This window comes from Microcoleus sp. CAWBG27 (assembly GCF_020883145.1).
GTDB lineage: Bacteria > Cyanobacteriota > Cyanobacteriia > Cyanobacteriales > Microcoleaceae > Microcoleus.
In genome coordinates, this window is record NZ_JAHREU010000007.1 from 144,748 (window position 1) to 170,546 (window position 25,799).

General features: G+C 44.4%; 22 protein-coding genes and 1 pseudogene. 10 read left to right on the forward strand and 13 right to left on the reverse strand.

Going from position 1 to position 25,799, the window contains the following annotated elements:
• The first annotated feature begins 49 nt into the window (after positions 1-49).
• On the forward strand, positions 50-1,969 hold the full coding sequence (locus tag QZ938_RS06680; protein ID WP_293152927.1) for a transglycosylase domain-containing protein: 1,920 nt from the start codon (positions 50-52) through the stop codon (positions 1,967-1,969).
• Between the two features lie 256 nt (positions 1,970-2,225).
• Here the strand turns inward: QZ938_RS06680 and QZ938_RS06685 are convergent, their stop codons facing one another.
• The 3 genes from QZ938_RS06685 to QZ938_RS06695 all read right to left on the reverse strand — a co-directional run bounded on the left by QZ938_RS06685 (position 2,226) and on the right by QZ938_RS06695 (position 6,587).
• The gene (locus QZ938_RS06685) at positions 2,226-2,549 is read right to left on the reverse strand and encodes a DUF1825 family protein (protein WP_293152924.1); all 324 of its coding nucleotides are present in this window, start codon (positions 2,547-2,549) and stop codon (positions 2,226-2,228) included.
• A 300-nt stretch (positions 2,550-2,849) separates the two neighbouring features.
• Positions 2,850-3,443, reverse strand: a complete 594-nt coding sequence (gene lepB, locus QZ938_RS06690; RefSeq protein ID WP_293152921.1) for a signal peptidase I — start codon at positions 3,441-3,443, stop codon at positions 2,850-2,852.
• A 666-nt stretch (positions 3,444-4,109) separates the two neighbouring features.
• Positions 4,110-6,587: an ATP-dependent Clp protease ATP-binding subunit gene (locus QZ938_RS06695; RefSeq protein ID WP_293152918.1), complete on the reverse strand. Its 2,478-nt coding sequence runs from the start codon at positions 6,585-6,587 to the stop codon at positions 4,110-4,112.
• Positions 6,588-7,990: 1,403 nt separating this feature from the next.
• Here QZ938_RS06695 and QZ938_RS06700 point away from each other — a divergent pair.
• Together QZ938_RS06700 and QZ938_RS06705 are read left to right on the forward strand one after the other, a co-directional pair.
• On the forward strand, positions 7,991-10,138 hold the full coding sequence (locus QZ938_RS06700) for an adenylate/guanylate cyclase domain-containing protein (protein WP_293349879.1): 2,148 nt from the start codon (positions 7,991-7,993) through the stop codon (positions 10,136-10,138).
• Positions 10,131-11,609: a mechanosensitive ion channel family protein gene (locus QZ938_RS06705; RefSeq protein WP_293332485.1), complete on the forward strand. Its 1,479-nt coding sequence runs from the start codon at positions 10,131-10,133 to the stop codon at positions 11,607-11,609. The genes QZ938_RS06700 and QZ938_RS06705 overlap by 8 nt, the downstream gene beginning before the upstream one ends.
• Before the next feature lie 169 nt (positions 11,610-11,778).
• On the opposite strand, the gene QZ938_RS06710 is transcribed toward QZ938_RS06705, so the two are convergent.
• From QZ938_RS06710 to QZ938_RS06740, 7 genes and pseudogenes are all read right to left on the reverse strand, one after another.
• The gene (locus tag QZ938_RS06710; RefSeq protein WP_293332482.1) at positions 11,779-12,717 is read right to left on the reverse strand and encodes a calcium-binding protein; all 939 of its coding nucleotides are present in this window, start codon (positions 12,715-12,717) and stop codon (positions 11,779-11,781) included.
• The gene (locus QZ938_RS06715; RefSeq protein WP_293332479.1) at positions 12,669-12,863 is read right to left on the reverse strand and encodes a hypothetical protein; all 195 of its coding nucleotides are present in this window, start codon (positions 12,861-12,863) and stop codon (positions 12,669-12,671) included. Before QZ938_RS06715 ends, QZ938_RS06710 begins: the two co-directional genes overlap by 49 nt.
• Positions 12,864-12,912: 49 nt before the next feature.
• Positions 12,913-13,440 (reverse strand): hypothetical protein, encoded by a 528-nt coding sequence (locus QZ938_RS06720; protein WP_293332476.1) that lies wholly within the window; start codon positions 13,438-13,440, stop codon positions 12,913-12,915.
• Between the two features lie 410 nt (positions 13,441-13,850).
• Positions 13,851-14,870: an IS4 family transposase gene (locus QZ938_RS06725; RefSeq protein ID WP_293152903.1), complete on the reverse strand. Its 1,020-nt coding sequence runs from the start codon at positions 14,868-14,870 to the stop codon at positions 13,851-13,853.
• Between the two features lie 91 nt (positions 14,871-14,961).
• A pseudogene (locus QZ938_RS06730) lies at positions 14,962-15,572 on the reverse strand (transposase family protein); the annotation flags it as partial.
• A 281-nt stretch (positions 15,573-15,853) separates the two neighbouring features.
• Entirely contained in the window at positions 15,854-16,687 is an 834-nt protein-coding gene (locus QZ938_RS06735) for an inositol monophosphatase family protein (RefSeq protein WP_293349882.1), read from the reverse strand.
• Between the two features lie 231 nt (positions 16,688-16,918).
• Positions 16,919-18,352, reverse strand: a complete 1,434-nt coding sequence (locus QZ938_RS06740) for a BCD family MFS transporter (RefSeq protein WP_293349885.1) — start codon at positions 18,350-18,352, stop codon at positions 16,919-16,921.
• A 150-nt stretch (positions 18,353-18,502) separates the two neighbouring features.
• On the opposite strand from QZ938_RS06740, the gene QZ938_RS06745 reads away from it, so the two are divergent.
• Both QZ938_RS06745 and QZ938_RS06750 read left to right on the forward strand, forming a co-directional pair.
• The gene (locus tag QZ938_RS06745; RefSeq protein ID WP_293152945.1) at positions 18,503-19,447 is read left to right on the forward strand and encodes an aldo/keto reductase; all 945 of its coding nucleotides are present in this window, start codon (positions 18,503-18,505) and stop codon (positions 19,445-19,447) included.
• A gap of 252 nt (positions 19,448-19,699) precedes the next feature.
• Positions 19,700-20,218 carry an isoprenylcysteine carboxylmethyltransferase family protein gene (locus tag QZ938_RS06750; protein WP_293349888.1) on the forward strand — a complete coding sequence of 173 codons (519 nt, stop codon included), beginning with the start codon at positions 19,700-19,702 and terminating at the stop codon, positions 20,216-20,218.
• Positions 20,219-20,221: 3 nt separating this feature from the next.
• Here QZ938_RS06750 and QZ938_RS06755 read toward each other — a convergent pair whose 3' ends face one another.
• Positions 20,222-21,520, reverse strand: coding sequence for an NB-ARC domain-containing protein (locus QZ938_RS06755; protein ID WP_293349891.1), 1,299 nt, complete (start codon positions 21,518-21,520; stop codon positions 20,222-20,224).
• Positions 21,521-22,050: 530 nt separating this feature from the next.
• Here QZ938_RS06755 and QZ938_RS06760 point away from each other — a divergent pair.
• The 3 genes from QZ938_RS06760 to QZ938_RS06770 all read left to right on the forward strand — a co-directional run bounded on the left by QZ938_RS06760 (position 22,051) and on the right by QZ938_RS06770 (position 23,665).
• On the forward strand, positions 22,051-22,716 hold the full coding sequence (locus QZ938_RS06760; RefSeq protein WP_293349894.1) for a DUF1906 domain-containing protein: 666 nt from the start codon (positions 22,051-22,053) through the stop codon (positions 22,714-22,716).
• A 219-nt stretch (positions 22,717-22,935) separates the two neighbouring features.
• Positions 22,936-23,124 (forward strand): hypothetical protein, encoded by a 189-nt coding sequence (locus tag QZ938_RS06765; protein WP_293349897.1) that lies wholly within the window; start codon positions 22,936-22,938, stop codon positions 23,122-23,124.
• Between the two features lie 277 nt (positions 23,125-23,401).
• Positions 23,402-23,665 carry a hypothetical protein gene (locus QZ938_RS06770; RefSeq protein WP_293349900.1) on the forward strand — a complete coding sequence of 88 codons (264 nt, stop codon included), beginning with the start codon at positions 23,402-23,404 and terminating at the stop codon, positions 23,663-23,665.
• A gap of 181 nt (positions 23,666-23,846) precedes the next feature.
• Here the strand turns inward: QZ938_RS06770 and QZ938_RS06775 are convergent, their stop codons facing one another.
• The gene (locus tag QZ938_RS06775) at positions 23,847-23,984 is read right to left on the reverse strand and encodes a hypothetical protein (protein ID WP_293349903.1); all 138 of its coding nucleotides are present in this window, start codon (positions 23,982-23,984) and stop codon (positions 23,847-23,849) included.
• A gap of 22 nt (positions 23,985-24,006) precedes the next feature.
• On the opposite strand from QZ938_RS06775, the gene QZ938_RS06780 reads away from it, so the two are divergent.
• Entirely contained in the window at positions 24,007-24,795 is a 789-nt protein-coding gene (locus QZ938_RS06780; RefSeq protein WP_293349906.1) for a thermonuclease family protein, read from the forward strand.
• Between the two features lie 54 nt (positions 24,796-24,849).
• Entirely contained in the window at positions 24,850-25,083 is a 234-nt protein-coding gene (locus tag QZ938_RS06785; RefSeq protein WP_293349909.1) for a hypothetical protein, read from the forward strand.
• On the opposite strand, the gene QZ938_RS06790 is transcribed toward QZ938_RS06785, so the two are convergent.
• A complete protein-coding gene (locus QZ938_RS06790; protein ID WP_293152873.1) occupies positions 25,042-25,644 on the reverse strand; it encodes a pentapeptide repeat-containing protein in 603 nt (200 codons plus the stop codon). The two genes, QZ938_RS06785 and QZ938_RS06790, sit on opposite strands and share 42 nt — an antisense overlap.
• Positions 25,645-25,799 lie beyond the last annotated feature (155 nt).

The following is a 25,799-nucleotide window of genomic DNA, read 5'->3' on the forward strand; positions in this document are numbered from 1 at the left end:
TAAAATTAAAAGTCTTAAACCCCAAATCGAGTGAGGAAGTGAAATCCACGTGTCAACCAACGCAGTCCGCAAAAATACGGAAAACCCAGCCCCTGTATTCGAGTTTGTTCAGTCAGTCAGCAAAGTGACCGCCGGAACCATACTCAGCATGACAATGCTTGCCAGTTCCGTAGTCGCCGGCGGACTGGTTGGCCTAGCGATCAGCTTCCGCAATTTGCCAGATGTTCGCATCTTGCAAACCTACTCTCCCACCGAAACTACCCACATTTACGACATCAACGGCCGGCCCCTAGCCAGCATCCACGATGAAGCTAACCGCGATGTCGTACCCCTTGAAAAAATCTCCCCGAACCTGAAACGGGCTGTTCTGGCGATCGAAGATAGCAACTTCTTTACCCACAAAGGTATCAACCCCGGCGGGATAGCCCGAGCTCTCATAGTCAACCTAGAGAAAGGTAGAACTGTTGAAGGCGGCTCGACTATGACGATGCAGCTAGTCAAGAACTTGTTTCTATCTCCCCAATCAAAATTTAGTCGCAAGATAGCTGAAGCGGTAATGTCTATCCGCTTGGAGCAAATTCTCAACAAAGACCAAATTATGCAACTGTACCTAAATCAAATCTATTTAGGTCACAACTTGTACGGCGTAGAGACAGCTTCTCGAAGCTATTTCAACAAGTCAGCCGAGAATTTGAGCCTTGCAGAATCAGCGATGCTGGCCGGCTTAATTTCCGCCCCCGAAGAATACAGTCCTTTCGTCAACTACAAGTTGGCAAAAGAACGGCAGGAAATCGTTTTAACCCGGATGAGGGAACTCAAGTGGATTACAATAGCTGAAGAAGCAAGCGCCCGAGCGCAAAAAATTAAGCTGGGCAAAATCACTTCTTTTGGCGGCTCTCAAGTTCCTTACGTCACACAAGCCGTCGTCCAGGAGTTGACACGGCGTTTTGGGCGAGATGCCGTGGTTAAGGGTGGAATGCGCGTTCAAACTACGATCGACCTCAAACTACAGCGCATCGCCGAAGAAACCGTCAAAGCGTGGCACGATCGACTTTACTATCAAGGACTTTTTTACGATCGCGACCAAGGTCAAATTGCCCTAGCAGCCGTCGATCCCCGCACCCACTTCGTCAAAGCCATGGTTGGTGGCGTCGATTACCAAAAGAGTGAATTCAACCGCGCCATTCAAGCACGCCGCCAGCCCGGATCTTCCTTTAAGCCCTTCATCTACTACGCTGCCTTTGCTACAGGCAAATACGGCCCCGATTCAGTTGTCTACGACTCCCCTGTCGGCTACCGCGACGGCGACGGCTACTACTACCCTCAAAACTACGGCGGCGGCTTCTCCGGTGCCGTCAGCATCCGCAGAGCTTTGGAAGTATCACTGAACATTCCCGCTGTCAAGCTCGGCCAAGAAGTCGGATTGAATAAAGTAATTGAAATTTGCCGGGTGCTCGGCATCAGAAGCCCCATGGAACCCGTAGTTTCTTTACCCTTGGGTGCAGTTGACCTCACTCCTTTAGAAATGGCCGGAGCTTTTGCTACCTTCGCCAACAACGGCTGGCATTCCGACACCACATTTATCGTGCAAGTCACCGACAGCAGCGGCAATGTATTACTAGACAACACGCCCAAACCCAAATTGGTACTCAACGCCTGGGCTGCGGCATCTGTCAACAGCGCCCTGCAAGGAGTAATTTACAACGGTACTGCCAAGGCTGCCCAAATTGGGAGGCCCGCTGCTGGGAAAACTGGCACAACCTCCTCAGAAAGGGATATCTGGTTTGTGGGTTACGTGCCGCAGTTGTCGGTGGCTGTTTGGATAGGCAATGACGATTACACACCGATGAGCTACGGTGCTACTGGCGGTACTATCGTTGCCCCTGTTTGGCGCGATTTTATGAGCCAAGCTTTGCAGGGCGTTCCTGAAGAAGATTTCAAATCTCCTTCCTCTTTTGAACGACCTTAATTATCAGTTGACAGTTGACAGTTGACAGTTGACAGTTGTAGGGGCAGTGCCCCCGTGAGAGCCCTCTTAGTTGACAGTTGACATTTGACTGTTGAGCGAAGGAATAGTTAACAGTTGACTGTTGATTGTTGAGCGAAGGAATAAGGATGAATTAACAGTTAATAATTAACAGTTAAAAGTTGAGTAAAGGAATAAGCAAGGAGGAAAGAAGTAATGGTAATTACCAACTGTCAACTGTCAACTGTCAATTGTCAACTTATGATTGCTTTTCCAGTTCAGATTTCATCCTCTCCAGCGTTGAGTTCATTTGCTCAAACATCTGCTGGGGCGTAATCCCAAATTGATTTAGCTGTGTTTTTAACTGCTCGACTGTCATCTGAGCCATGAAGTCTTCAGACAGCTCGAAGCGCTTCATAAAAATACGGTAGCGCTCCATCATTGACTCCATCTGAGCGATGAACATCTTCTTGCCTTCGCGATCGAATTTGCCGTAATTCCCGCCTAGTGCGACGAGAGATTGATAGTCTTCAAACAACAGCTTAGCTTCTTGCTGAACAATTTCTGAATCAAAAAATCCCATAGCTTTCCTAATTTTTAATATTGAAGTGATTTTGATCTAGGCGGGAAATCCCGCTGCTTTTGGTACTATTTTATCAGTTGCCGGAGGAACTCTCTACCGCTCAAGGCGCAAAAATTAGTAGCAATTTCCGTACAGGATAAGGCATGGGCATCGGGAATTGGGAATTGCGCGAAGCCAAGTCGAGGGATGGGGCATGGGGTCTTTATGGCATTGGGCTTGCAATAACAACTGACAACTGACAACTGACAACTGACAACTGACAACTGTCAACTGTCAACTGTCAACTGTCAACTGACTTCTTCAAACTTGTCCGATGCGTTCAAACGGCCAAAACCTCAATACAGCCCGGCCGATGATATTTTTTTTAGGTAAAAATCCCCACCTGCTAGAGTCGTTACTGTTGTTGCGGTTGTCTCCCATGACGAAGTATTGGTTTTCCGGGACGACATAAGGCCCCCACTGGTATTTAGGAGGTTCGGCAATATATTTTTCGACGAGGGGTTTGTCGTTGAGATAAACTAGACCTTTTTTGACAGCTACTTGTTGCCCGGGCAAGCCAATTACCCGCTTGATAAATGCTTGATCTTGGGTAAAGCCTTGTTCTTGCAACTGTTCCGGCGGCACAAATACTACGATGTCACCAGTTTTTGGAGGTTCTAGGTAGTAGGATATTTTTTCGACTACGACGCGATCGCCCACGCGCAGAGTTGGTACCATAGAATCTGAGGGTATGAAGCGCGGTTCTGCCACGAACGATCGAATCACTATTGCTAAACCCAAAGCAATAATCACTATCTGAAGATTTTCTCGCTGCGATTTCCAGGCTTTCTGCCACCATGTTTCAGGCTGCATTTCTGCTACTTCTGTACCTAACTTCTTTTCTTCAGATGTCATTGAGTCCTCTCTATAATAATTGCCACAAATTATCTAATAAGCTGTTGCGACATAAAATGGGTTTGTAGTGCGGACTTAAGTCCGCAGCCTGAGAGCGGACTTAAGTCCGCACTACGAACAGCTTACCTTTGAAATATAGCGGTTCTCGAAAAAGTAAGGTATATCCTATGCCCAGTCGTACCTCATCTTTCTAAAAAAGGCTATATAGCCTTTCTCAAAAAGATGAGGTATGACTGACAGCTTACAAAACCACCCAGACAAAGAGGGCCCAAGCCCAACAACGTACCTCATCTTTGTGAGAACCGCTGTATATCGCTGTTAATTATTAGACTTGAACTGCACAAATTGCAAACTATCTTACAATTATCTGCGTTTATTTGCATTTATCTGCGGTTTCCCTATCAATCAAAAATTGATTTAATATAGCCTTTCTCAAAAAGATGAGGTACGACTGACAGCTTACATAACCAGTTCCACTAAGAGGGCCCAAGCCCAACAACGTCCGCGAATCTTTCTGAAAACCGCTATAAGTCTACTCTTGATATTAACTCATGAAAAAGGCAGAGAATTAAGATTCTCTACCTTTTTTATGTAAGGATTTCTAGTTATCTGCGATCGCCAGATTGGTTATTTCGCAACTTTACTCGCGATCGCACTTACTCAATCTTACTCAGCGCCTTGGGGCAGCAATTCCCGTTTTTGACCTTGCAGCACCTTGACAATTCCGTCGTCGCCCACATCTACAACAGCGATATCGCCATCTTTGATGCGGCCAGAAAGGATTTCCTCAGCCAAGCTGTCTTCCAACAACCGCATGATCGCGCGGCGCAGGGGCCTGGCTCCGTAGCTGGGGTTATAGCCTTCTTCTACTAGCCGTTCCTTGAATTTTTCGGTTACTTCCAGAGTGATTCCCTGTTCCGTCAAGCGGCCGAACACTTCTTTGAGCATGATAACGGCAATTTCCTTGACTTCTTCCCTGTTCAACTGACGGAAGACGATAATTTCGTCAAGTCGGTTGAGGAATTCTGGGCGGAAGTAGTTCTTCAGTTCTTCGTTAACCAAGGAGCGAATGCGGTTGTAATTAGCATCAGCTTGGTTGTCGCCGAACTCGAAACCGAGGCCGCCGCCACCTTTTTCAATGACCTTAGAACCGATGTTGGAGGTCATAATCAGCAGCGTGTTTTTGAAGTCCACGGTACGACCTTTGGCATCTGTTAAGCGGCCGTCTTCCAATATTTGCAAGAGCATATTGAAGACATCGGGGTGGGCTTTTTCGATTTCGTCGAACAGTACGACGGTATAAGGACGGCGGCGGACTGCTTCTGTGAGTTGGCCGCCTTCGTTGTAACCGACGTACCCTGGTGGAGAACCGATAAGTTTGGAGACGGTGTGACGTTCCATGTATTCGGACATATCCAACCGAATCATGGCGTCTTCGGAACCGAAGAAGTAGCCGGCTAAAGCTTTCGTCAGTTCGGTTTTGCCGACGCCTGTGGGGCCGGAGAAGATGAAACTGGCGATCGGGCGATTGGGATTTTTCAAGCCCACGCGAGCGCGGCGGATGGCGCGGGAAACGGCTTTCACTGCTTCTTCTTGGCCGATCAAGCGCTGGTGCAAGGTATCTTCCATGTGCAGCAGTTTTTCGGATTCAGATTCAGTCAGTTTGTTGACCGGTACGCCCGTCCAACTTGCCACAATTTGAGCGATATCTTCTTCGGTAACTACTGGCGATGGATCTGTTTCGCCGCGGGCCGCCGAGTCGGTTTTTTTGGCTTGGGAAATAGCGCGGATTTCGGCTTTGATCGTCATTTCACGATCGCGCAATTCACCTGCTTTGTCAAAGTCTTGAGAACGCACCGCTTCGTCTTTATCCTTCAGGACTTGGCGGAGTTCTTTATCAAGTTCCTTAGCTGCGGGCGGCAGTTGGGAGTTGATCAGGCGGACTCTCGAACCAGCTTCGTCTACCAAGTCAATTGCTTTGTCTGGGAGGAAGCGGTCAGAAATATAGCGGTGAGACAGTTTGGCTGCGGCTTCCAGGGCTGTATCCAAGATTTTCAGCTTGTGGTGCTGTTCGTAGCGTTCCCGCAGGCCGAACAGAATCTCGATCGTCTCGTCTACTGTCGGTTCGCCGACCATCACGGGCTGGAAGCGCCGTTCTAGGGCGGCATCGCGTTCGATGTGCTTGCGGTACTCGTCGAGGGTTGTAGCGCCGATACACTGGAGTTCGCCCCTCGCCAAAGCCGGCTTGAGGATGTTGGCTGCGTCGATCGCCCCTTCAGCCGCACCAGCACCGATCAAAGTGTGCACTTCGTCAATCACCAAAATCACGTTACCCGCAGTGCGGATTTCATCCATGATTTTTTTGAGGCGTTCTTCAAATTCCCCCCGGTATTTCGTACCGGCGACCAGCAAACCGATGTCGAGAGTGACGACGCGCTTGTCTTCGAGGATATCTGGGATATCGTTGTTAGCGATGCGTTGGGCCAGGCCTTCGGCGATCGCAGTTTTGCCGACTCCGGGTTCGCCAATGAGTACCGGGTTATTTTTAGTACGGCGACCGAGGATTTGAATTACCCGTTCGATTTCTTTTTGCCGTCCGACTACGGGGTCAAGCTTACCATCGACCGCCATTTGAGTCAGGTTGGCACCAAATTCGTCCAGGGTTGGGGTTTTAGTGCGAGCTCCGCCGCCGGTGGCTGCGACTTCTGCCGTTTCTCCCAGCATCCGAATCACTTGGGTGCGGACTTTCGACAAATCTACTCCCAGATTTTCCAGAACTCTGGCCGCGACTCCCTCACCTTCGCGAATCAGGCCCAGCAGCAGGTGCTCAGTGCCGATATAATTGTGTCCGAGTTGGCGAGCTTCTTCGAGGGACAGTTCTAGAACCCGCTTAGCGCGCGGGGTGAACGGAATTTCGACTGCTACGAAGCCCGAACCGCGCCCGATGATTTTTTCGACCTCAATCCGAGCATCTTTGAGGTTAACCCCCATAGATTTGAGGACTTTAGCCGCAACTCCGGTTCCTTCCCCGATCAGACCCAGGAGGATCTGTTCTGTCCCTACGAAGTTGTGACCCAGGCGGCGAGCTTCTTCCTGGGCCAACATGATTACTTTTATTGCTTTTTCTGTGAAGCGTTCAAACATGGTTTATTCCCACCTGCTATGTGCCCGTTTTGAGGTCACGCTCGCACAACGAGCGCTTTTGTTCGAGTGTTAACTCGTAATGCCAATTCTAGCGCGACACTCCCACCGCAAAAGCCGCACTCGGCTGCGGTTGCAGATTCCAGGCTCATGTTGCAGGGTGGCTTTCAACTGGGAAGACCCAAATGGTGGCTGACCTACAACCTCCCCTAGACTGCAAGAAGATTGCTCTTCTCGGCCTGTGCCCAACCTACGACTACGTATTGATGGATTCTAGCACAATGTTTATCATGTGAAGTCTATGAATCCGCTCGGATGCGCTATTTTTTGTTAACTTGAGCTTGCTTTAAACTCTATTCTCATTTTCTCCCGAACAACTTTTAGAGCGCTGCGCGATCGATCGCTATTGTCGAAACACAGACACGCTACATATAGCGTGCCTTCGTAATTCCTGTTAGTTTTTGTTGCAAAGTTATGCGATTTGAACCCATACAAATCAGAGTAATCGAGTACACAATTTAAAATTTAAACGACCCAACAGCAGAAATTAGATATCGTTTAATTACAAGTTTATGGGATACTCAAAAATTTCGTACTAAATTATTGGCTGCCGAATATAGCGGTTCTCAGAAAGATGAGGTACGTTGTTGGGCTTCAGCCCTCTTTGTCTGGGAGGTTATGTAAGCTGTCAATTATACCTCACCTTTTTGAGAAAGGCTATATCATCAAAGCTGGGAAGTTGAAAATACAATTCATGAATTCAAAGTACATCTGTTATAACGAAAAACTCATGTTCGTTATCAAAGACAAAGAAAAGTAGTGCAATAAATTTATGGTCTATTATTATGACACACCTGTGCGGTCATTAATTCGTCAACAGCGCATAGTGCATAAATTTCCCAATTAAGTCTTTCTTTCACGGTTACATCACGAATTATTCGTCGTGCTGTTCCAAAAATTTAGCGGTTATAACCACAAGAAATTTGCTTTTTAAAACTTGGTTAAATTTGGAAATACTTGATGCAAGTTTACCGCCAAGAGTCAAGAGAAAAAACCAAGAGTTGTTAAAAAAACGGTTTCAAGATTTAAATCCAAAAAAGTTAAACACAGAGGTACTGGAATAACAAAGAATCTTTAATATCTGAAAGCCTCCCAAGCCTTAAGTAATCCGTATTGGCCTATGATATGTTGATATTCTACAATATAGATGCACAGCAGCTTAGAATCTGCTATCCAGGATTTCTCTTTTTGTCCTGTTGGGCAGTAGAGCGACTGTTGTGAGGCGATCGCTAAAAAATGTCAAATGGGTTCTATAAATCAAAAGCGATCGCTACCAATGGTGAAAGATTACTCTTTAACTTCTTAGAGATGAAAGAAATAATACCCAGACTCTCAGGAAAAATCCTATGCAATTAGTGAATCATTTAAGTATAAAAACAAAACTCATAGTCATGTTGCTGGTAGTCAGCCTTTGCGCTATGCTTGCGAGCACGTTTATATGCTCTAGCAGTGGGAAAGCTATTCTGACCGAAAAAGTCTTCAATCAATTAACCAGCCTTAGGGCTGTGAAAGCTTATCAAATCCAAGATTATTTTGAAACCCTTAAAAACCACACCCAAACCCTCAGCGAAGACTTGACAGTAGTCGCCGCCCTACAGGAATTTAAGACAGCTTACAGCGAACTTGAAAAATCTAAAATTCCAGCGAATTTTGACGCAAAAATTGATACCTACTACCAGAAAGAATTTTTAACCAAACTAACGCGAACTAACGAGGGTTCGCCTGTTCTGGCAGCATACAGGCCAAAAACACCCGCTGCTCGTTACCTACAGTACCACTACATCGCTGCTAATCCCAACCCCGCTGGCAAGAAACTTCTCCTTGATACTCCAGGCGACGCCAGCGCTTACAGCCGCGTTCACGCCCGCTACCACCCTCTTTTTCGCAATATAGTTGAAAAATATGGTTACTACGATATGTTTTTGATCGATCGCGAAGGAACTGTTGTCTACACGGTTTTTAAAGAAGCCGACTTTACCACAAGCTTGATCGACGGCCCGTACAAAGAGAGTAACCTAGCGAACGCGATCGCCGCGGCACGACAGGCAAAGGGAAAGGGGTATGTGAAAATAGTAGATTTTAAGCCCTACAGCCCTTCCTACGGTGCGCCTGCGGCTTTTATCGCTGCCCCAATCTTTAACGGCTCGGAATTTATTGGTATTTTGGCGTTCCAGTTTCCCGTTGACAAAATTAACAATGTGATGACTGGTAACAAAAATTGGAAACAAAGCGGTCTGGGCGATTCAGGAGAAACTTATCTGGTTGGGTCGGATTATCTAATGCGCTCTGCATCTCGTTTCCAGATTGAAGACCCAGAAGGTCATGCAAAAATTTTAGCCTCTATCGGTACTGATGAAAAGACCATCAAGAAAATCAAAGAGTTCAATACTACAATCCTCCTACAGCCAGCGCAAACAACAGCAGTGAAGGAAGCGTTGTTTGGGAAACAGGGCACGCAGGTGATCGACGATTATCGTCGTATTCCTGTTTTGAGTTCTTATTCTCCACTAGATATTGATGGATTGAGGTGGGTGATATTGGCGGAGATGGATGTTTCCGAAGCCTATGCGTCAATTCACTCCTTTGAAAAAACAATTGCGATCGCAGCTACTGCAATCATCGCGCTAATCACGGTTGTTGCCATGTGGCTGACCGCAATCTTTGTCAGACCCATCAAGAAGTTAATCGCTAGCACCCGCCTGGTGGGGGCTGGGGAATTTGACGCGGTAGTGAAATCGGGTTCAGAAGATGAATTTGGAGACTTAGCTAAATCATTTAACCAAACGATAGGCCGCCTTCGTGCCGAAACTCAACTAATTCAACAGAAAAATCGCGAAAATGAAGCATTAGTCTTAAATATATTTAGTCCCGCAATAGCCAAACGCCTCAAACAGGGCGATCGAGCAATTGCCGATCAGATTTCTCATGTCTCGGTTTTGTTTTCCGACCTCCATCGATTTACTAAGCTCTCTCAAACCATGTCAGCTCCCGAAGTTATCGATCTGCTTGATGAACTGGTAACAGCCTTCGATGAAATGACCGAAAAATACGGTTTGGAGAAGATTAAAACTATTGGTGATGGTTATATGGCTGTATGCGGGCTGAGTGTGCCACGTTTGGATCATGACAAACGCACGGTAGATTTTGCCTTGGAAATGCTGGCATTTGTCCACCGATTTAATTATGAAAAAGGCTTGGATCTAGACGTAGAAATCGGTATCAATTCAGGAGATGTAGTTGCAGGTGTCATTGGTAAAAATAAATTGCTCTATGACGTTTGGGGTGAGACCGTAAATATTGCCAATAGATTGAAGTCGGCTTGTCCCCCCGGTGCAATCTTTGTGTCTCAAGATATCTACGATCGCCTGCACGATCTCTACGATTTTGAGTTGGTTGGTGAAATTCAAGAATCTGGAAAAGAAAAGTTAATAGCTTGGCAAATCACAAGTTATAAGCTTCCAGTAAATGTTGGATCGGAGGAAGTCCATGAATAATTTAAGCTCTTCAAACGACTGGGAGATGTGGGCAGTAATTGTCGGATTAGGGTTCCCACTCCTCGTCGTTTTATTAGGAGAGGTTATTTATCACCTACAAAGGCACGCTAGACCGCTGGCGACTACCCTGCTGGTTATAAAAAACCTTGTCCTGCCGGTCTTAATGGTGATGATTTTAATCAGGAATGTCCTGAAGCTTGACGTTAATGGGAATTTTCCCAAGCTCGTAGCAACACTGTTCTGGATATCTGCCATCTACGCATCTCTCTCGCTGCTTAATGTGATTTTGTTTGAAGAAGCTGAGGCTAATACATGGCGGGCACGGATGCCCAAATTGCTGATCGATCTTTCTAAGTTTTTTTTGGTGCTTGTAGGAAGTGCGATCGTGCTAGCGGCAGTGTGGGGTGCTGATTTGGCCGGTCTTGCTACTGGATTGGGCGTTAGCTCAATTGTGATCGGTTTGGCGCTTCAGGATACACTAGGTAGCGTCATGTCTGGCATGGCGCTGCTTCTAGAACGTCCCTTTAGTGTTGGTGATTGGTTGCGGATTGGAGATATCGAAGGTGAGGTAGTTGATATCAATTGGCGATCGGTTCGCCTGCTCACTCTCCAGCGCCAGATGATAATCGTTCCTCATCAGTTCATTGGAAAAGGAATCATCCATAATTACAGCCAACCAGAACGCATTTATAACCAACGCTTCAATATTGGTTTTTCCTACGATAGCCCGCCTAACCTCGTGAAGCAGGTACTAACAAGTACAGCCTTGGCTACCCAAGGAGTATTAGCCGAACCCCAACCAAATATCAAAACCAAATCCTATGATGAGACTGCAATTATGTATGAGGTGGAGTTCTTTATCAAAAACTTTGAGGATGTAGACCAGATAGTCGATCGATTTATGACACGAATTTGGTACGCAGCACAGCGAAACAACTTAACGTTATATCGTTACCGATACTCATATCCTGTGGAAGCTGCTGATAAGGCAGATAGCGCTTCAACTAAGTTAGCCCAAAGCCTGCACTCAATTCCTGGATTTATGCCTTTAGCTAGAGAACCCAAAAATTTGGATGACTTAGCTAAGGGAACTATTTTACAGAAGTTTGGTGCGGGAGAGAAGGTCATCCGGCAAGGCGAGCCTGGTAATGCTTTGTACATTATCATTGCGGGTCAGGCTAAGGTCACAGTCAGGAACCAGTTTGGCATGGAGTTGGAGGTAATGACTATCTTGCGTGGTGAGTTTTTTGGGGAAATGGCACTATTTAGTGGGGAACCGAGTCCGGTATCAATCGCCGCCGTTGACGATTTGCAAGTTCTTGTCATCTACTCAGATGCTGTAAATACGATGATTGAACGCCAACCAAGCTTGGGGCGCGAGATAGGTCAAATTATAGAATCGCGAAGCAAAGCCGTAAGTATGGCTCAAAAGGCAGACGTTTCGTCAAGAGCTAAGGTTGATTCCCTATGAGGATTTTGAAGTAAATTGATATCGAGTAACCAATTAAGGGCTCGGGACTAATTTTCTGTTCGGGTTGTGACAATTTTACCATTCTTGGGGCTGGTGAAAAAGCACGGTCTATGACCCTGCAAAGTATAACGAATCACAGCCGCCTCTGCAAAACCCGGAGAAGTCAAGCCTAAAATATCCTTACAGGGAACTGCATTTGCGAAGCCCAGAGACCGTCAATTTTTGCAATCAATTCACTTCCAGACCAGAGAAAGGTTTGAGTGATGAGGTTTTGCGCCTCAATATTCACGCCACCTAAAATTATGTCACTGTCTGGATTAAACCTCTGAATATAGGCGTAATCATTTCCACCAGCGACTGAGTACCAATTTCTTGTACCATCACCAATATAAAATGTGTTAAGAGATTGACCGCTGTTGCCAATTAAAGTATCTACCTCAGCACTAGACAAACTGTTGTTTTCTGAACCTCTTAATATGTTCTGACCGGTACCACCTGCGAGAGTGTCGTTCCCCAAACCACCAAACAAGATATTGATGCCGTTTCCACCAGTGAGATAATCATTACCCTCATCACCGCGAATGGTATTCCTGCCATTTCCGCCATTGATGTTGTCATTTCCAGCCCCGCCAGAGATGGTGTCATTCCCAGTGCCAGCAGTGATAAAATCACCACCCGCCTCACCAAAGATCAGATTATTTCCATCTCCGCCACCAAGGGCGTCAACTCCATTCCCGCCGAAGATGATATCATTGCCAGTGCCAGCAGAGACAATATCGTCCCCATCCCCAAAATAATAAGTATGGTTGCCGTTGTTGTTGTAATATTTCCCAAAAATCCCAGTCCCTGTTAATACGTCGTTTCTGTTAGTCCCATAGATAATTCGGTCATTTATCTCGCCATCAAGCTTAGCAGCAACCAGAAACAAAGGATTATATTGAGCATCAACGGGAATCACTCCTTCATGCACTTGAGCAGAGACATTAAAATCCCCTTTATAAAAGTTTGGTCGAAATTGATGATCGGCCCGCGTGTCACTCAGACCCAGAATATTTGTGGCTAATCGTAATAATCGGCGGGATTTGTGAAACCCGGAAGCAGCAGCCATACTTTTTGACCGCTCCATCGATCGGCAGAGGGAGTGCCGAAGGGCGCGCGAATATTTATTTGGCGCTGACTTGGACTAAAAGCATTGCTAGGTGGGTTCTTAGTTTCGCCACCTGTCACCAAAAACGGAGTATCGATTACTGTCATGGGAAATTCCTCTCAAGTTAGGTTGTTAAAGATTATTTGTTTCTGTTGACTAACCCTTTCTCGACTTTCTCCACAGGTGAACTCCACCCAAGCCCAAAAAGGCCAACAATGAGGCGACGGGGGAGGAGTTCTCCGGTACAGGAGTAGATTCAGTAGTAGGTTCAGTAATTTCTAAGCTCACACTCCCATCACCTCCAATAGTTCCATTTCGCAAGGCGAAATTAAATGACCTGGGATCTCCGAACATAAGTCCGTCTTTTCCAGATGCAGAAAAAATTTGTAAGCCAAATTGAATTGGAATTCCGTTCAAGAAAGCCAAAACAGGAGCGTCTGGAAATCCGTCCACATCACTAGCCGTATAGGTAACAGGAGTTAAACCTGTAGCAAAGTCCAGAAATCTAAAGTTCAGAGATAGCAGTCCTGGTCGAGCTTGATAGTCACCATCATTCATGACCAGGAACTCCTCGCCGACTTTGGTCAGATGGGTATCGTCGTAGGCAAAGTCACCTGTATAGATACCTGCAAAGTCGCCCCTAGTTATATCAACCCTGATTGTGCCTCCTATTGTGGCTGCCATAGCGGTCGCTCCTCCAAATGTGGATATTAAATATGTCCCAAGGATAGCGGTCAGTCCATATTTTATGTTCATTGGATATTCCTGATTTGAAAGGCTTCACCCACAACCGTGAGTTTGTTTTCGTCTGTAGCAGCAATTAACGAAAACAACATCTTGAGATACAAATTAAAGCTTCTTATCGGTATTGTAAATCCGTAAATTTACTAGAGTTTTTTGCTAAAATCATGAAATATTTTTTAAATGTAGGTAATTTTCTCTAGATCCAGCTTCGAGTTAGGTTGCTAAAGATGATTAATTGTTTCCTTTTCTCGACTTTCTCCACAGGTGAACTCCACCCAATCCCCAGAAGTGTTGAATGCTTATTAATAGGATTCTGAAAATAGACATACGAATCCTATCAACTGCTGATTTCAGCAATTGAAAACAAGTTCCTTAAACCAGTGAATATAGCTGATTTTCACACACATAAAAGCCTGTAAATATCGCAACTTGTCTAATAATTTATTTCCAATTTCATTAGGAACTTCAACTAACTGAAGCAACAAATAACAAATCAAACAAGCATAGATTTGTATCTTAATTCCATTAGTATTTTTAGTGATTAGACGAGCTAATTTTAAATACATTTTTAAGAATTTCCACAGCAATTCAATCTGCCATCGTCTTCGATAAATTTCTCCAATTTCGACCTTAGTGTATGCTAATTTTCCTGATTCAGGTAAATTAGTAACAAACCTAAATTCAGTCCGTGTTTCTAAATCTGAAAAAGTCACTAATCTTACTTGAACTTTTCGTTTGTCACTCCACACTTCATAAGTTCCATCTTCCTTCATGTTGATAGTAGAATTATTCTTAATTCGTAGTACAAAATATTGATTTTCTCTTTTTAGCAATGCTTGAACACGTTCAGAACTAGAAAAACCTCTATCCATTACAGCGACTCCATTTTGAGGTGTCGCTGATATGGTTTCATCTCCATGCTCACTGTCATGACCTTGACCAAAATGAATGTGTACTCCATCAATTATTCCCCGTTCATTGTCTGTTCCAGCAAATAACTTTACTTGATGGTATTCCTGTTGCCATAGTAATTTACTTGTCAAGGTAACTATCGTTGAATCTAAAGGGAATAAGCTGAGACAATCTTTGTTGATTGATTGACGTTTTATATCGGCTTGGAATCTTTCAAAAATTTTTACAAAAACATCAATATTTCTATGCTTACTAGCTTTGAAAAAAGTTGATATATCTAGGGAAATATCTCGACTGTTTAAACGGGAAAATAGGGAACGCATAGTATCGAGACTTTGGTCAAAACTAAACCCTAGCCAGCAGGAAACAAATGTGAAGCTATCTAAAACAGGATAATCATCTTTGGGTAAATGGGCGAGATACCGTTTGACAATTTTGGGGAAGTTAGAAAATAACATTTTAGTTGATTATTGATAATTTATAACTCTCCTATTATACATTTGTCTGTCAATTTTAGCAATCTTTTCCTATCATTCAACACTTCTGGATATAACTATTAGTGTGATAGTCTTTTATCCCTTGATAGCCACTATCTTGTAAGCTATTTGTTTCCGGATAAAAATAAATTTCACTTTTTTAAACAAGTTAAAGTCGTGGCAATGCCCTGGTTCAAAAGCAGTGCAAATAATTTCTTTTGTCTCTTGATTGATTACCAATTGAGTTTTTAGAGTATGACACTTTTCTTACCTGAGTAATATCTTTTATGTTTTTTTGGGGGTCGTTCAATAGTTGTTTCTGTGACATCCATCACCACGAATTCTGGATAATCAGAGTCTTTGAGTAATGCTTTTTTCCCCGGAATACGGAACTTTCCTGTTTTCATTAAAGTTGATTCAATATCAGTGACAATTCGGCAAATTGTTGATTCAGATACTCCCCAATTTGTCCCAATATGAAAATATGTTCGATATTCTCTCCAATATTCCAAGGCGACTAAGACCTGTTCTTCGAGAGTTAAGATGGTGCGGCGTCCTGTATTTATGATTTTCTAGCCGGAAGTTTTCGAGGGCATTAACCATTGCTTTGAGAGTTTGAATTTTGATACCAAATCTACGTTGAAATTGAGAAGGTTTTAAATTTAGATAAGATTGATTTTTCATGATTTACTCGTTTTGTAACGACAACAGAACTTTATAGCATTTTATCCTATTTATAACAAGACCAAAGTGAAAATAAGTTAAGAGTATGGATTCAATCAACTCTCAGCAAAATCTTTAATTATATCATAAAACTCTTTTGCAAGAGGTCTATTGTACGATTTGTGGGATTTGTGCGATCGCTCCATTAAAATAAAACAGGTTCGTAGTGAGGACTTTAGTCCGCAACAAAGAAGGACTAAAGTCCTCACTACGAACCTATTGGGTTCGAGGCGACTTTAAGATTAGCCCATTTTTTTCTTCTTCCAAGCTTCAACAAACGGCAAAAACACCGACACCAATTCCTGGCGACTCATCACCAAAGTTGGAAAAGAAACCCTCGCATAATTCTTACCCACTTCCAGCGGAAAAATCGCTTGGGATTCCAGCGGTAGCCAAACCGCACCCGCAGCCTTGACAATTACCCAACTCCCAGCAATATCCCAAATTTTAGGAGTCGCTTCAACTCCTCCCATCGCCACACCGGAAGCCACCATTAAAAAATTGTAACTAGCCATCCCCAACATCCGAATTTTACTCGGAAGATGAGGCCCAATTCCCACACTCCGCGAACACAAATTAAAAATATGATTTCCACTCAGTTTATCATCACTCGGGCGAATCGGGCGATCGTTTAAAAATGCACCTTGAGGCATATTTGTCAATACAGGATCGTCCGCCAAATTCTCTGCATAAAAACCGTGGAAAGTTTGATTCAGAGGTGGCAAATGGACGCAGCCAAAAACTGGAGTTCCGCGATATAATAGACCTAAAGAAATCCCCCAAATCGGAATTCCCCGAGCAAAATTAGTGGTAGCATCGAGAGGATCGACAACCCAACACCATTCAGTATCGGGTAAAACGTGCTCTCCTTCCTCGCTCAAAATCCCGTGACTGGGAAACGCAAGTGCGATCGCATTTCTAATCTCTGCATCCGCCCAATTGTCAGACTTCGTTACTAAACTGCCATCAGATTTCTCATCCGCTTGTGCAGAACCGAAATCTTTCAAAAACTGCTGTCCGATTGTCTTGACAGTAGTTTGAGAAAACGTTAAAATAGAGTTCCAAAAATCATTCATTGGTTATTAGTTATTGGTTATTGGTTATTGGTTATTGGTTATTAGTTATTAGTTATTAGTTATTAGTTATTAGTTATTGGTAGCAACTCACAACAGTCCTGGACGCACACACTCTATCTGTAGGGTGCGCCTCGGCACGCCTTGGTCTACTTGGGGCGGAGCGAACCATTTTTTGGGTAAGTCCTGTCACAAATAACAAATAACCAATAACAAATAACCAATAACCAAACCTCAGTCTAATTCATTTTCAAGGATAGTTGCGATCGCACTTTTAGCATTATCCTGAAATTCCGCAACATCCACCCGACTCAACAGATACACAGCGAAAATCATACCCACCGCGGGCACAGTAAAAACTAACCCGTAAGCCAACATCGGCACTCCAAACAAAGTCCTGCCAAAATCCAAAATAGCACCGCCGCTAACCGTAGCAAAACCCCGCGCCATCGCCTGCGACAAACCCCAAGCGCCAATAAAAGTCCCCGCAGTTTCCGCAGCCGTCAAATCCAACATCAAACTCAGCGCCCCCGTCGTCGTAATTCCCGAAGCTAACCCGAAACACATCAAAGCCGACTTAAACACAATGGGATTACCAGTAAATCCCGATAAAATAATCAAGCCAAAACAAGCCGCCACTGACAAACAACCCAATCTAATCGTATTTTGCTTGCCAATCCGCGGCACAATTAAAAAACCAGTTGCGCTCAAACCGATGAGAACACCAGTACCGTAAATAGCATTCAACCGCGTACTTTCAGAAATCGGCATCTTAAAAATTTCCCCGCCGTAGGGTTCCAAAACCGCATCCTGCATAAACAAACAAATCGTCATCACCAGCAGGAAAGTAAAAAACAAACCAGTTTGGCGGCTAGCAGTCAAAATCCGCAGGGCACTTCCCAAAGTAATCTTATCTTCTCGATTAACTGCGATCGATCGCGCCCCGTAACGAGAATACTTCTTCTCAACCCCAAAAGTCGCAATCCCCACCAACAACAAAACCACCGCCGGCACTTTCACAAACAAACCGTTAATCGAAGCCTGCAACACTTCCCGCGGCACATCCCCATCAATCTGCCTCAACAAACCGCTGCTGACAATCGCCCCGATAATAATACCAACCATCAGCATCGACCACACCACACCCACCAACTTCGATCGATCCTCCTCATCCGAAACATCCACCAACAAAGCAGCAAAAGGAGTCGAGCTCGAACAAATCGCGATACCGTAAACTGCAAAAATCAAACCCAGCAAACCCACCCAGCCGTAAGTCGGAGTCGTCCACCCCACAGCATCTAAACTAGCGCCCAAGCGCCACATCACCTGCACCGCCAAAAAAGCCGAAATTACAAACAAAACGCTTCCCATCCACACGTAACCCGTGCGGTGATGGCCAAACAAAGGCTTAGCATCCGACATTTGCCCGAACCATACCCTCGCTGGCGCCACAAACTGGTGCATCGCCAGGGTACCAGCCACCACAGTAGCCGGAATCGCCAACTCCTTAATCATCACGCGGTTGAGCACGCCGAGAGTTAAAATCGACATCATGCCCAGCCCCATCTGAAACAAGCCCAGGCGGAACATAGTCAGCAGGTTGACTCTTTTCATAGCAGCAGTCGTGGAATCTGTTAATGTAGAATCTGGCAAATCGTCGATCGGCATAACTATTCAAATAAACACAACATTTGAATTTATAGTAACTGAGATATTGCAACCGGCAGCCATTATACCCACAGCTAGAAGCTCGATCGGGATTATTCGTATAAATTCGTATAAAAATAAAGAGAATCAATAACTGTGGATTTACCAACCGTGACAACTATCACCCTAGGACAAAACGGCCCAGCCGTCATTCCCCTGTGCGTCGGAACTTGGGCTTGGGGCGACAAACTATTTTGGAACTACGGCAGCAACTACGGCGCCGCCGAAGTAGAAGCAGCATTCAACACATCCCTAGATGCCGGAATCAACTTTTTCGACACAGCCGAAGTCTACGGCAACGGCTTGTCAGAAGAATTGCTGGGGCAGTTTATCAAAAAAACTAGCCAACCCGTGCAAATAGCCACCAAATTCGGCCCTGTACCGTGGCGCGTCACCGGAAAATCTGTTTCCGAAGCCTTGAGTGCCAGCTTAAAACGGTTGCAAGTAGAACAAATAACCCTTTACCAAGTACACTGGCCCTTTAGTTTTTTACTGAGTCAAGAAACCTTGATGAATGCCTTAGCAGACGAAGTAAAACAAGGCAGAATTCAAGCAGTAGGAGTCAGCAACTATTCCGAAGAACAGATGCGCGAAGCTCACAAAATACTAGCAGCCAGAGGCGTTCCCCTAGCAACAAATCAAGTCCGTTACTCATTGCTATCGCGGCAAGTAGAAAAACAAGGAATTGTGCGTGCAGCCCGGGAATTGGGAGTCACAATTTTAGCTTACAGTCCCCTAGCCCAAGGATTGCTCACCGACAAATACACAGCCCAAGAACCACCTACAGGAGCCCGCAAAATGGACTCCCGATTCAGCAAAGTGGGCCTTGAAAAAATCGAATTAGTCATGTCTACCTTGCGGAAAATGGGGAGAAAGCGCGATCGAACGCCCGCCCAAGTTGCCCTAAACTGGCTAATAGCCCAAAACGGAGTTATCCCAATTCCCGGCGCCAAAACCGCAAAACAAGCCGAAGAAAACGCAGGCGCCCTAGGCTGGACTTTAAGCCAAGATGAAGTCAACCAACTAGAACTAATGACACGTCCTTGGCGAGAATAAATCTCTAATAGGTATGTAGTTGCGCTTTAGCGCTTTATCTTAGGTATGTAGTTGCGCTTTAGCGCTCTATCCGAGGTACGTAGTTGCGCTTTAGCGCTTTATCCGAGGTACGTAGTTGCGCTTTAGCGCTCTATCCGAGGTACGTAGTTGCGCTTTAGCGCTCTTTAAACGCGATCGCGCAACTACAAACAATCTACCAGATGCGCCCAAAAATGTCAGTTCCACAATCCCTAGCCGAACTTTCCTCTTCCTATGAAACAACTATTAACTGACTGGGGTTTCACGCGCGAAGGCTGGCGCAACAACAGCCGCGGCGAATATTTAGTATTGCTTCAAGGAGCCTTGCTCGCAGGATTTGCCATCTTACCTGTTTATCAACTGCCGGGATTCAAAATTCAATCAACTCAATTAATTTATCTTACCTGGTTTTTAGCAAGTATTCTCAGCTCTATCGGATTAACTTTCATCATCAAAGGACTGATAGATTTGGGGAAAAACCTCACACCTTTACCCTATCCCAGAGAAGACGGAGAATTAGTCCAAACAGGCATTTACGGAATAGTGCGGCATCCCTTGTACAGCGGCGGCATCTTCGCAGCCTTCGCGTGGACAATCTTTCAATTCAGTTTATCTCATTTAATTGCCACTGCCATTTTAGTCATATTTTTTGACATCAAATCCAGACGCGAAGAAACTTGGTTGAGCGATAAATATCCCGACTATTCAGAATACCGCCAGCGAGTAAAAAAACTAATTCCGGGGATTTATTAAAAGTTAGATATTGCTCGATCGACAGTTTCGTTCGAGCAATCGTTCTCTGACATACTCGGCGATCGCAGGTTGTAGCATTAAACTGCTGGATGCGGTATAATTAAGCGATCGCTCATCGAAAATTAGCGATCGTTCAGCCAGCGCCTCTAACGCTTCCATCAGTTGCCGTCCCGAAACTTGGGGCAAAATTTCCGATTTTAACTTCGCAGGGGTCGCTCCTTCTTGATTAATGGCGATCCAGTACATGATTTGTTGTTGCAGGGGAGACAAGCGATCGAATTGGCGATCGAGCAAATCCCACAAATCGCTAAAAACAGTATTTCCTTGCACTAAAAATGCCTGAATATCACCGCCAAAAAGTGTTTGAATAGTCGTTGCAGCAAGTTTGAGAGCAAGGGGATTGCCGCCAAAGTAGTTGACAAGAGCTTGACACTGCAATAGCGTTGCTTTTAATCCTTTATCGGCGAGGATTTTCTGGCATACAGGCGGTGAAAGTCCGAAGAGTTTGAGCGATCGCACGGGTGAATTTTCGCCCGATCGCGCGGCAAACCCGCCGGGTTGTTCTCGTCCGGTTAAAATCAGACAACTTTGGTGAGTTTCGTCAGCAATGCGCGCAAATAACTGTCGGTAATCTTCATAACCTTGTTGATATTGTCCGCTGCGATTTCCCCCTTGTAAAATCGATTCCAGATTGTCGAAAATTAACAAGCAGCGTTTGTGGCGCAACTGTTCCATGAGAGCGAGAATAGAATTATTTGTTGCTGATGAATTAGTTAAAATTGGTAAAATATTGCTGACGATAACATCTAATGTCGGTGCTTGCTGCAAACTCCGCCAGATAACAAATTCAAATTGAGATTGAATTTGCTGGGCGAGTTTGACAGACAGAGAAGTTTTGCCAATGCCGCCAAGTCCAAAAATACCGATCGCACGAGTAGAATTGCTGCTAATCCAAGTTTCTAATGTTTCTAATTCCTGCAAGCGGTTGTAAAAATAGGAAACATCGATCGCTTCTCCCCAATCTTGGATGCCCGCACTGCAATCCTGGTAGTGGCGCAAGACTGCTTGCAGATTTTGCTTTGAGACTTTTTCGCCAAGAATTTGAGAGAGATTGCGCCACAAATGCGAACCGACTTGTTTGATATAGTCGTGTTCGTATTTGTGGCGATCGGCTATTTCTTGATAAGAATCTCCTTCCCAAGTTTCCAGAAAGACGCGGGATTGAATGTCAGTGAGTTTTTGCTTTTTGTTAAGAGATTGTAACAGATTATCGATTAGGGCGATCGCCTCTTGTGCTGTCATAGTTTGTTATTTAGATTTATTCAGTAGATTTACCGATTATTCTGATTGGGGGTTGCTTTTCAGGATAAAAAATAAATTTACTGAATTAAACGATAGAGCTCTAGCACCTTTTACACTCGGCGGTTGAAACCGCGTCTACACATACGAAGTCCGCCTTCGCGGACTAAGAAATAAGGGGGTATTTAAACCGGATTTCGGATAAGGTGAAATCTAAAATCGATCTGGGAATTTACGTAAGTTTACAAAAGAGAGTTACTTTTTCTCACCGCCAGGGCGATCGGGGGAATTTACGTAAGTTTACAAAAGATGGTTACTTTTTCTCACCGGCAGGGCGATCGGAGTGGTTTATTCTTTGAATCAAGGCAGAGAAAAATCTGTTCAGACTCTTTGGATTTAAACCGCAGATATGCGGAACCAGTGAACTATCCTAACTATTTGACTGCATCAACGACAGAATTAGAAGTTAGATAATACTCATCAGAAATAGTTAGCGAAAAATATTCCTAAATTATCAATGAGGTAAAATAAAAATGGTTGCATTAGTAGGTAGGATTCAAAAAGCACCAGCAAATTCCCGAGGATTTGATACCAGCGAGATTGTTACTCCAGGCACAGCTCGAAAGTTCAAAAATGATGGATTTACCTTTTGCATAAGATATCTTTCTCTTTTTTCAACAGACGATCAAGTCGCTGATGGTGATTTAACCCGAGAAGAGGCTGACGATATTCTAAATTCTGGGTTAGGTCTTATGGCAGTTCAGCACGTCAGAAACCCTGGGTGGGTTCCGAGTGGATCTCGGGGAACTCAAACTGGCAATCACGCAGCAAATAATGCTATCTTTGCTGGATTGCCTGCTGGCATGAATATTTGGCTGGATCTTGAAGGTATTTTTGTCGGTACACCTGACAACGATATTATCAATTACTGCAACAACTGGTTTGCACAAGTTAGTTCTGTTGGATATGTTCCAGGTATTTATCTAGGGTTTGATGAATTACTTACTGGAGATCAGCTTTTTCACTCTTTGACTTGTCAGCATTACTGGACATCACCTAGCTTTGTGCCAGATGTAGCAATTCGTGGTTATCAAATGACTCAAACTCAGCTTGATATAATAGTGCATGGCATCAATATTGATGTTGATATTACAAAAAACGATCGCCTTGGTGGGCAAGCATTATGGTTAATTCGCTAACGTAATTTCGCCAAAGATATAACCAATTCTTGCAGCTAAACGGAGATTAGACAAGGGAGCATCTGATTTGTGTAAAAAGCATTGTTTCTTTATATGCTGTCCTCAGTCACATATTATATGCGCGACCGGGGACGGCACTATAAATACAAAATTGAGCTGCTTTCATTACAACAATTGTAATCTTGCAAAGTATATCGCCCTCCGGTGAAGCTAGTCATTATGCTGCTCAACCATGACACCAGCAGACCTGCTTGTAAAGTCTGTTGTTCCCAATGCTGGAAATTCTGCATTTTTAACCTATCATCTTTCTCAACGATCGCCCTCACGTGCTCCATCAGTTCGATCGCCCGCAACGCCAACCTGCTCGTTATTAGAGTAGCGATCGCACTTCACCCCTTCATCTCCTGACCAAAGAACAGGAAATGATTTTGAAGAGTACGATCGCCCTTTCCCCTAGCTCGACAACTTACAAACCTTTACAAAAACCTGTCACTTTTTCTCACCGACAGGGCGATCGGGTTTAGGTTTTGATTGAGTTAAGGCAGAGAAAAAGCTGCTAACACAATATTTCTAATTCCGATAAAAAACTTAGCTTGAGGTAAATTATGGCTGTTAATCATAACGTTCCGTATTTCAGTCTAAGTTAGGACTTAGTTAAACTTTAAACATTTAGGAAGTTAATCAAATGACACATTCTTCTATGATTGAGACTAAACCAAATTCTTCTGAACATGGAGAGGAATTTGCCGAATTTTTTCAGGAGAATAATGGACAATACTCGGCAATGCGAGCCATGAGTTTTATTGCACTGATTGCAGCAATTGTGTTTGGCGCGATCGCAATAACTACTAATAGTTCTGCTGGCAAAGACATTACAACTGCTTTTTTAGCTGCTGCTTTCGCACCAAAAGCTATTCAAAGATTTGCAGAAGGTTCCCCGCCTAAGTAAAGTCTAGTTAAGGCGATCGCACCCCATCACTCCTTCATCTCCTCACCAAATAACGGGAAATGAAGGCTGCAAGTGCGATCGCCCTTTCCCCTAATTCAACAATTGACCCCTTTACAAAGCTTCACACAAATCGGTCACTTTTTCTCACCAGCAGGGCGATCGGGGTGGTTTATTCTTTGAGTTAAGGCGGATTACAAAGCGATTTCGATCGCCGATCGATCGCATAAATATTTAACCCGAATTTCGGCTCGATCGCGATCGAACGTCCATCAATCAAATCTGCCTCTAGTGTATCATAGTAAAGTCCCTGCAATATCAATAGCGATCGGGAGGTTTAAATCGTGTCATTTATAACTATTAAAGGTGTCTTCAATCCTACCAGCGGTTTCCCAGATGGTGACTCGGTGAGATTTCTCGCAGATGATGATACCCTATTTGACCAACTCGAAGGACGAGTGGATATTAAACCAGGAGGAGAAGTCCAACTTCGATATGAAGCAGTTGACGCCCTGGAAAAAGCAGCAAAAAAACCTTTTTCATCGGATGCTACCGCCCGCAATATTGAACTATTGGGTGGCAATAAAAACGGATTGCCGGGATATATCTTGTCCGGCCAGGCTGACAAAAATGGCAGGCCTGTTTGTTTTGCGTTTGCGGGCGATTCTCCTGAAGCAGATGGTACGCCTATTTTCTTGGAGTCCGATTTACTCCAGCAAAGTATCAATTACCAACTCCTTGCAGAAGGATGGGTTTATCCCATGTTCTATGAAACCCTCTATCAAGAACTGCGGGATGTCATGACTGAAGCTGTGAAGGCTGCTAGAAAAGCAGATCTAGGAATTTGGTCACAGGATCTTTCTAACAAAGGAGTTACCATCAAACCGCCCGTGAATCTTGCCGAATTACCGCCAATTTTTCCTAAACTGTGGCGGCGGCTGGAAACTTTCTACCGCCGCCCATCTAATAAAAATCAAACTGTTCAAGAATTTGTTAAATCTCTAGCAGGAGGTAGCGATCGCCTATTCACAATCCCCGATCGCAGATACATTAAGTTGTCTACAGCTATAGAGGTAAGTGGAGACAAACTCAAACTCAAGTACAAGCCAGAAGATATGCTATTCCGTTCCTGATGCCTTTATCGAAAAACAGAAGTAAAGGTAAAAAATGCAATGTTAGATTGGTAATTGGTAACTGGTAACTGTCAACTCTCGTCTCTCGATCGATCGACTTTCTGGTGCGTCGCTCATAGATGGTCGATCGCTCTTGGGAATGGTTGGCGGCGACGCACCCTACAACTTTACCACTCTGGTGCGTCGCTCATAGATGGTCGATCGCTCTTTGGAACGGTTGGTGGCGAGGCACCCTACAACAGACTTTCATTCGTGCGGCGTGCCGTCAGGCATCACCGCGCCCTTTAAATTCGCCCCGGTCAAATTTGTCTCCAACAGCAAAGCATTTCTCAAATTAGCACCCTGCAAATTAGCACCTTCCAGATTCGCCATCCACAGATTTGCCCCCTCCAAATTCGCTCCTTCCAAGTCAGCATTAACTAGAAAAATACCTTTCATAAAAGCACCTTTAAAATTAGCATTTTTTAACTTACCACCTCCCAAATAAGCATCCTCCAACCAAGCACTTTCCAGATTGGTTGCTTCCAGATTAGCCCCTACCAAATTGCTGCTTATCAGGTAAACACCAGCCAAATTTGCTTGTTTCAAGTTAGCATTTACTAAATGGGAACTCCATAAATTGGCATCTTTTAGGTTGGCTTTTTCTAAATTGACGCCTTCGAGAAAAACTGCACTCAAATTGGCCCCGGAAAGATTGCACCCCCGGCATTCCCTCGCTACAAGCAATTGTCGGATTTGATGCTTGACTGACGAACCATTGGCTGCGAAAATTATTAAACCTGTAGTTGCTAAGCCGATCGCCCAAACAGTCGCCATCCCGATCGCACTTACAATCTTTCTTTGTGTCATGCCTCGAAAATCCGGTATTAGTATAAAAATATATAGCCTTTCTCAGAAAGATGAGGTACAATAACAGCAGTGCGTAAACCAGTTAAAAATATTTGATGATGTAACTTGACTGAACCCCAACTCTATGGCTTTGGCTAATTCTTGATAATTAGGTG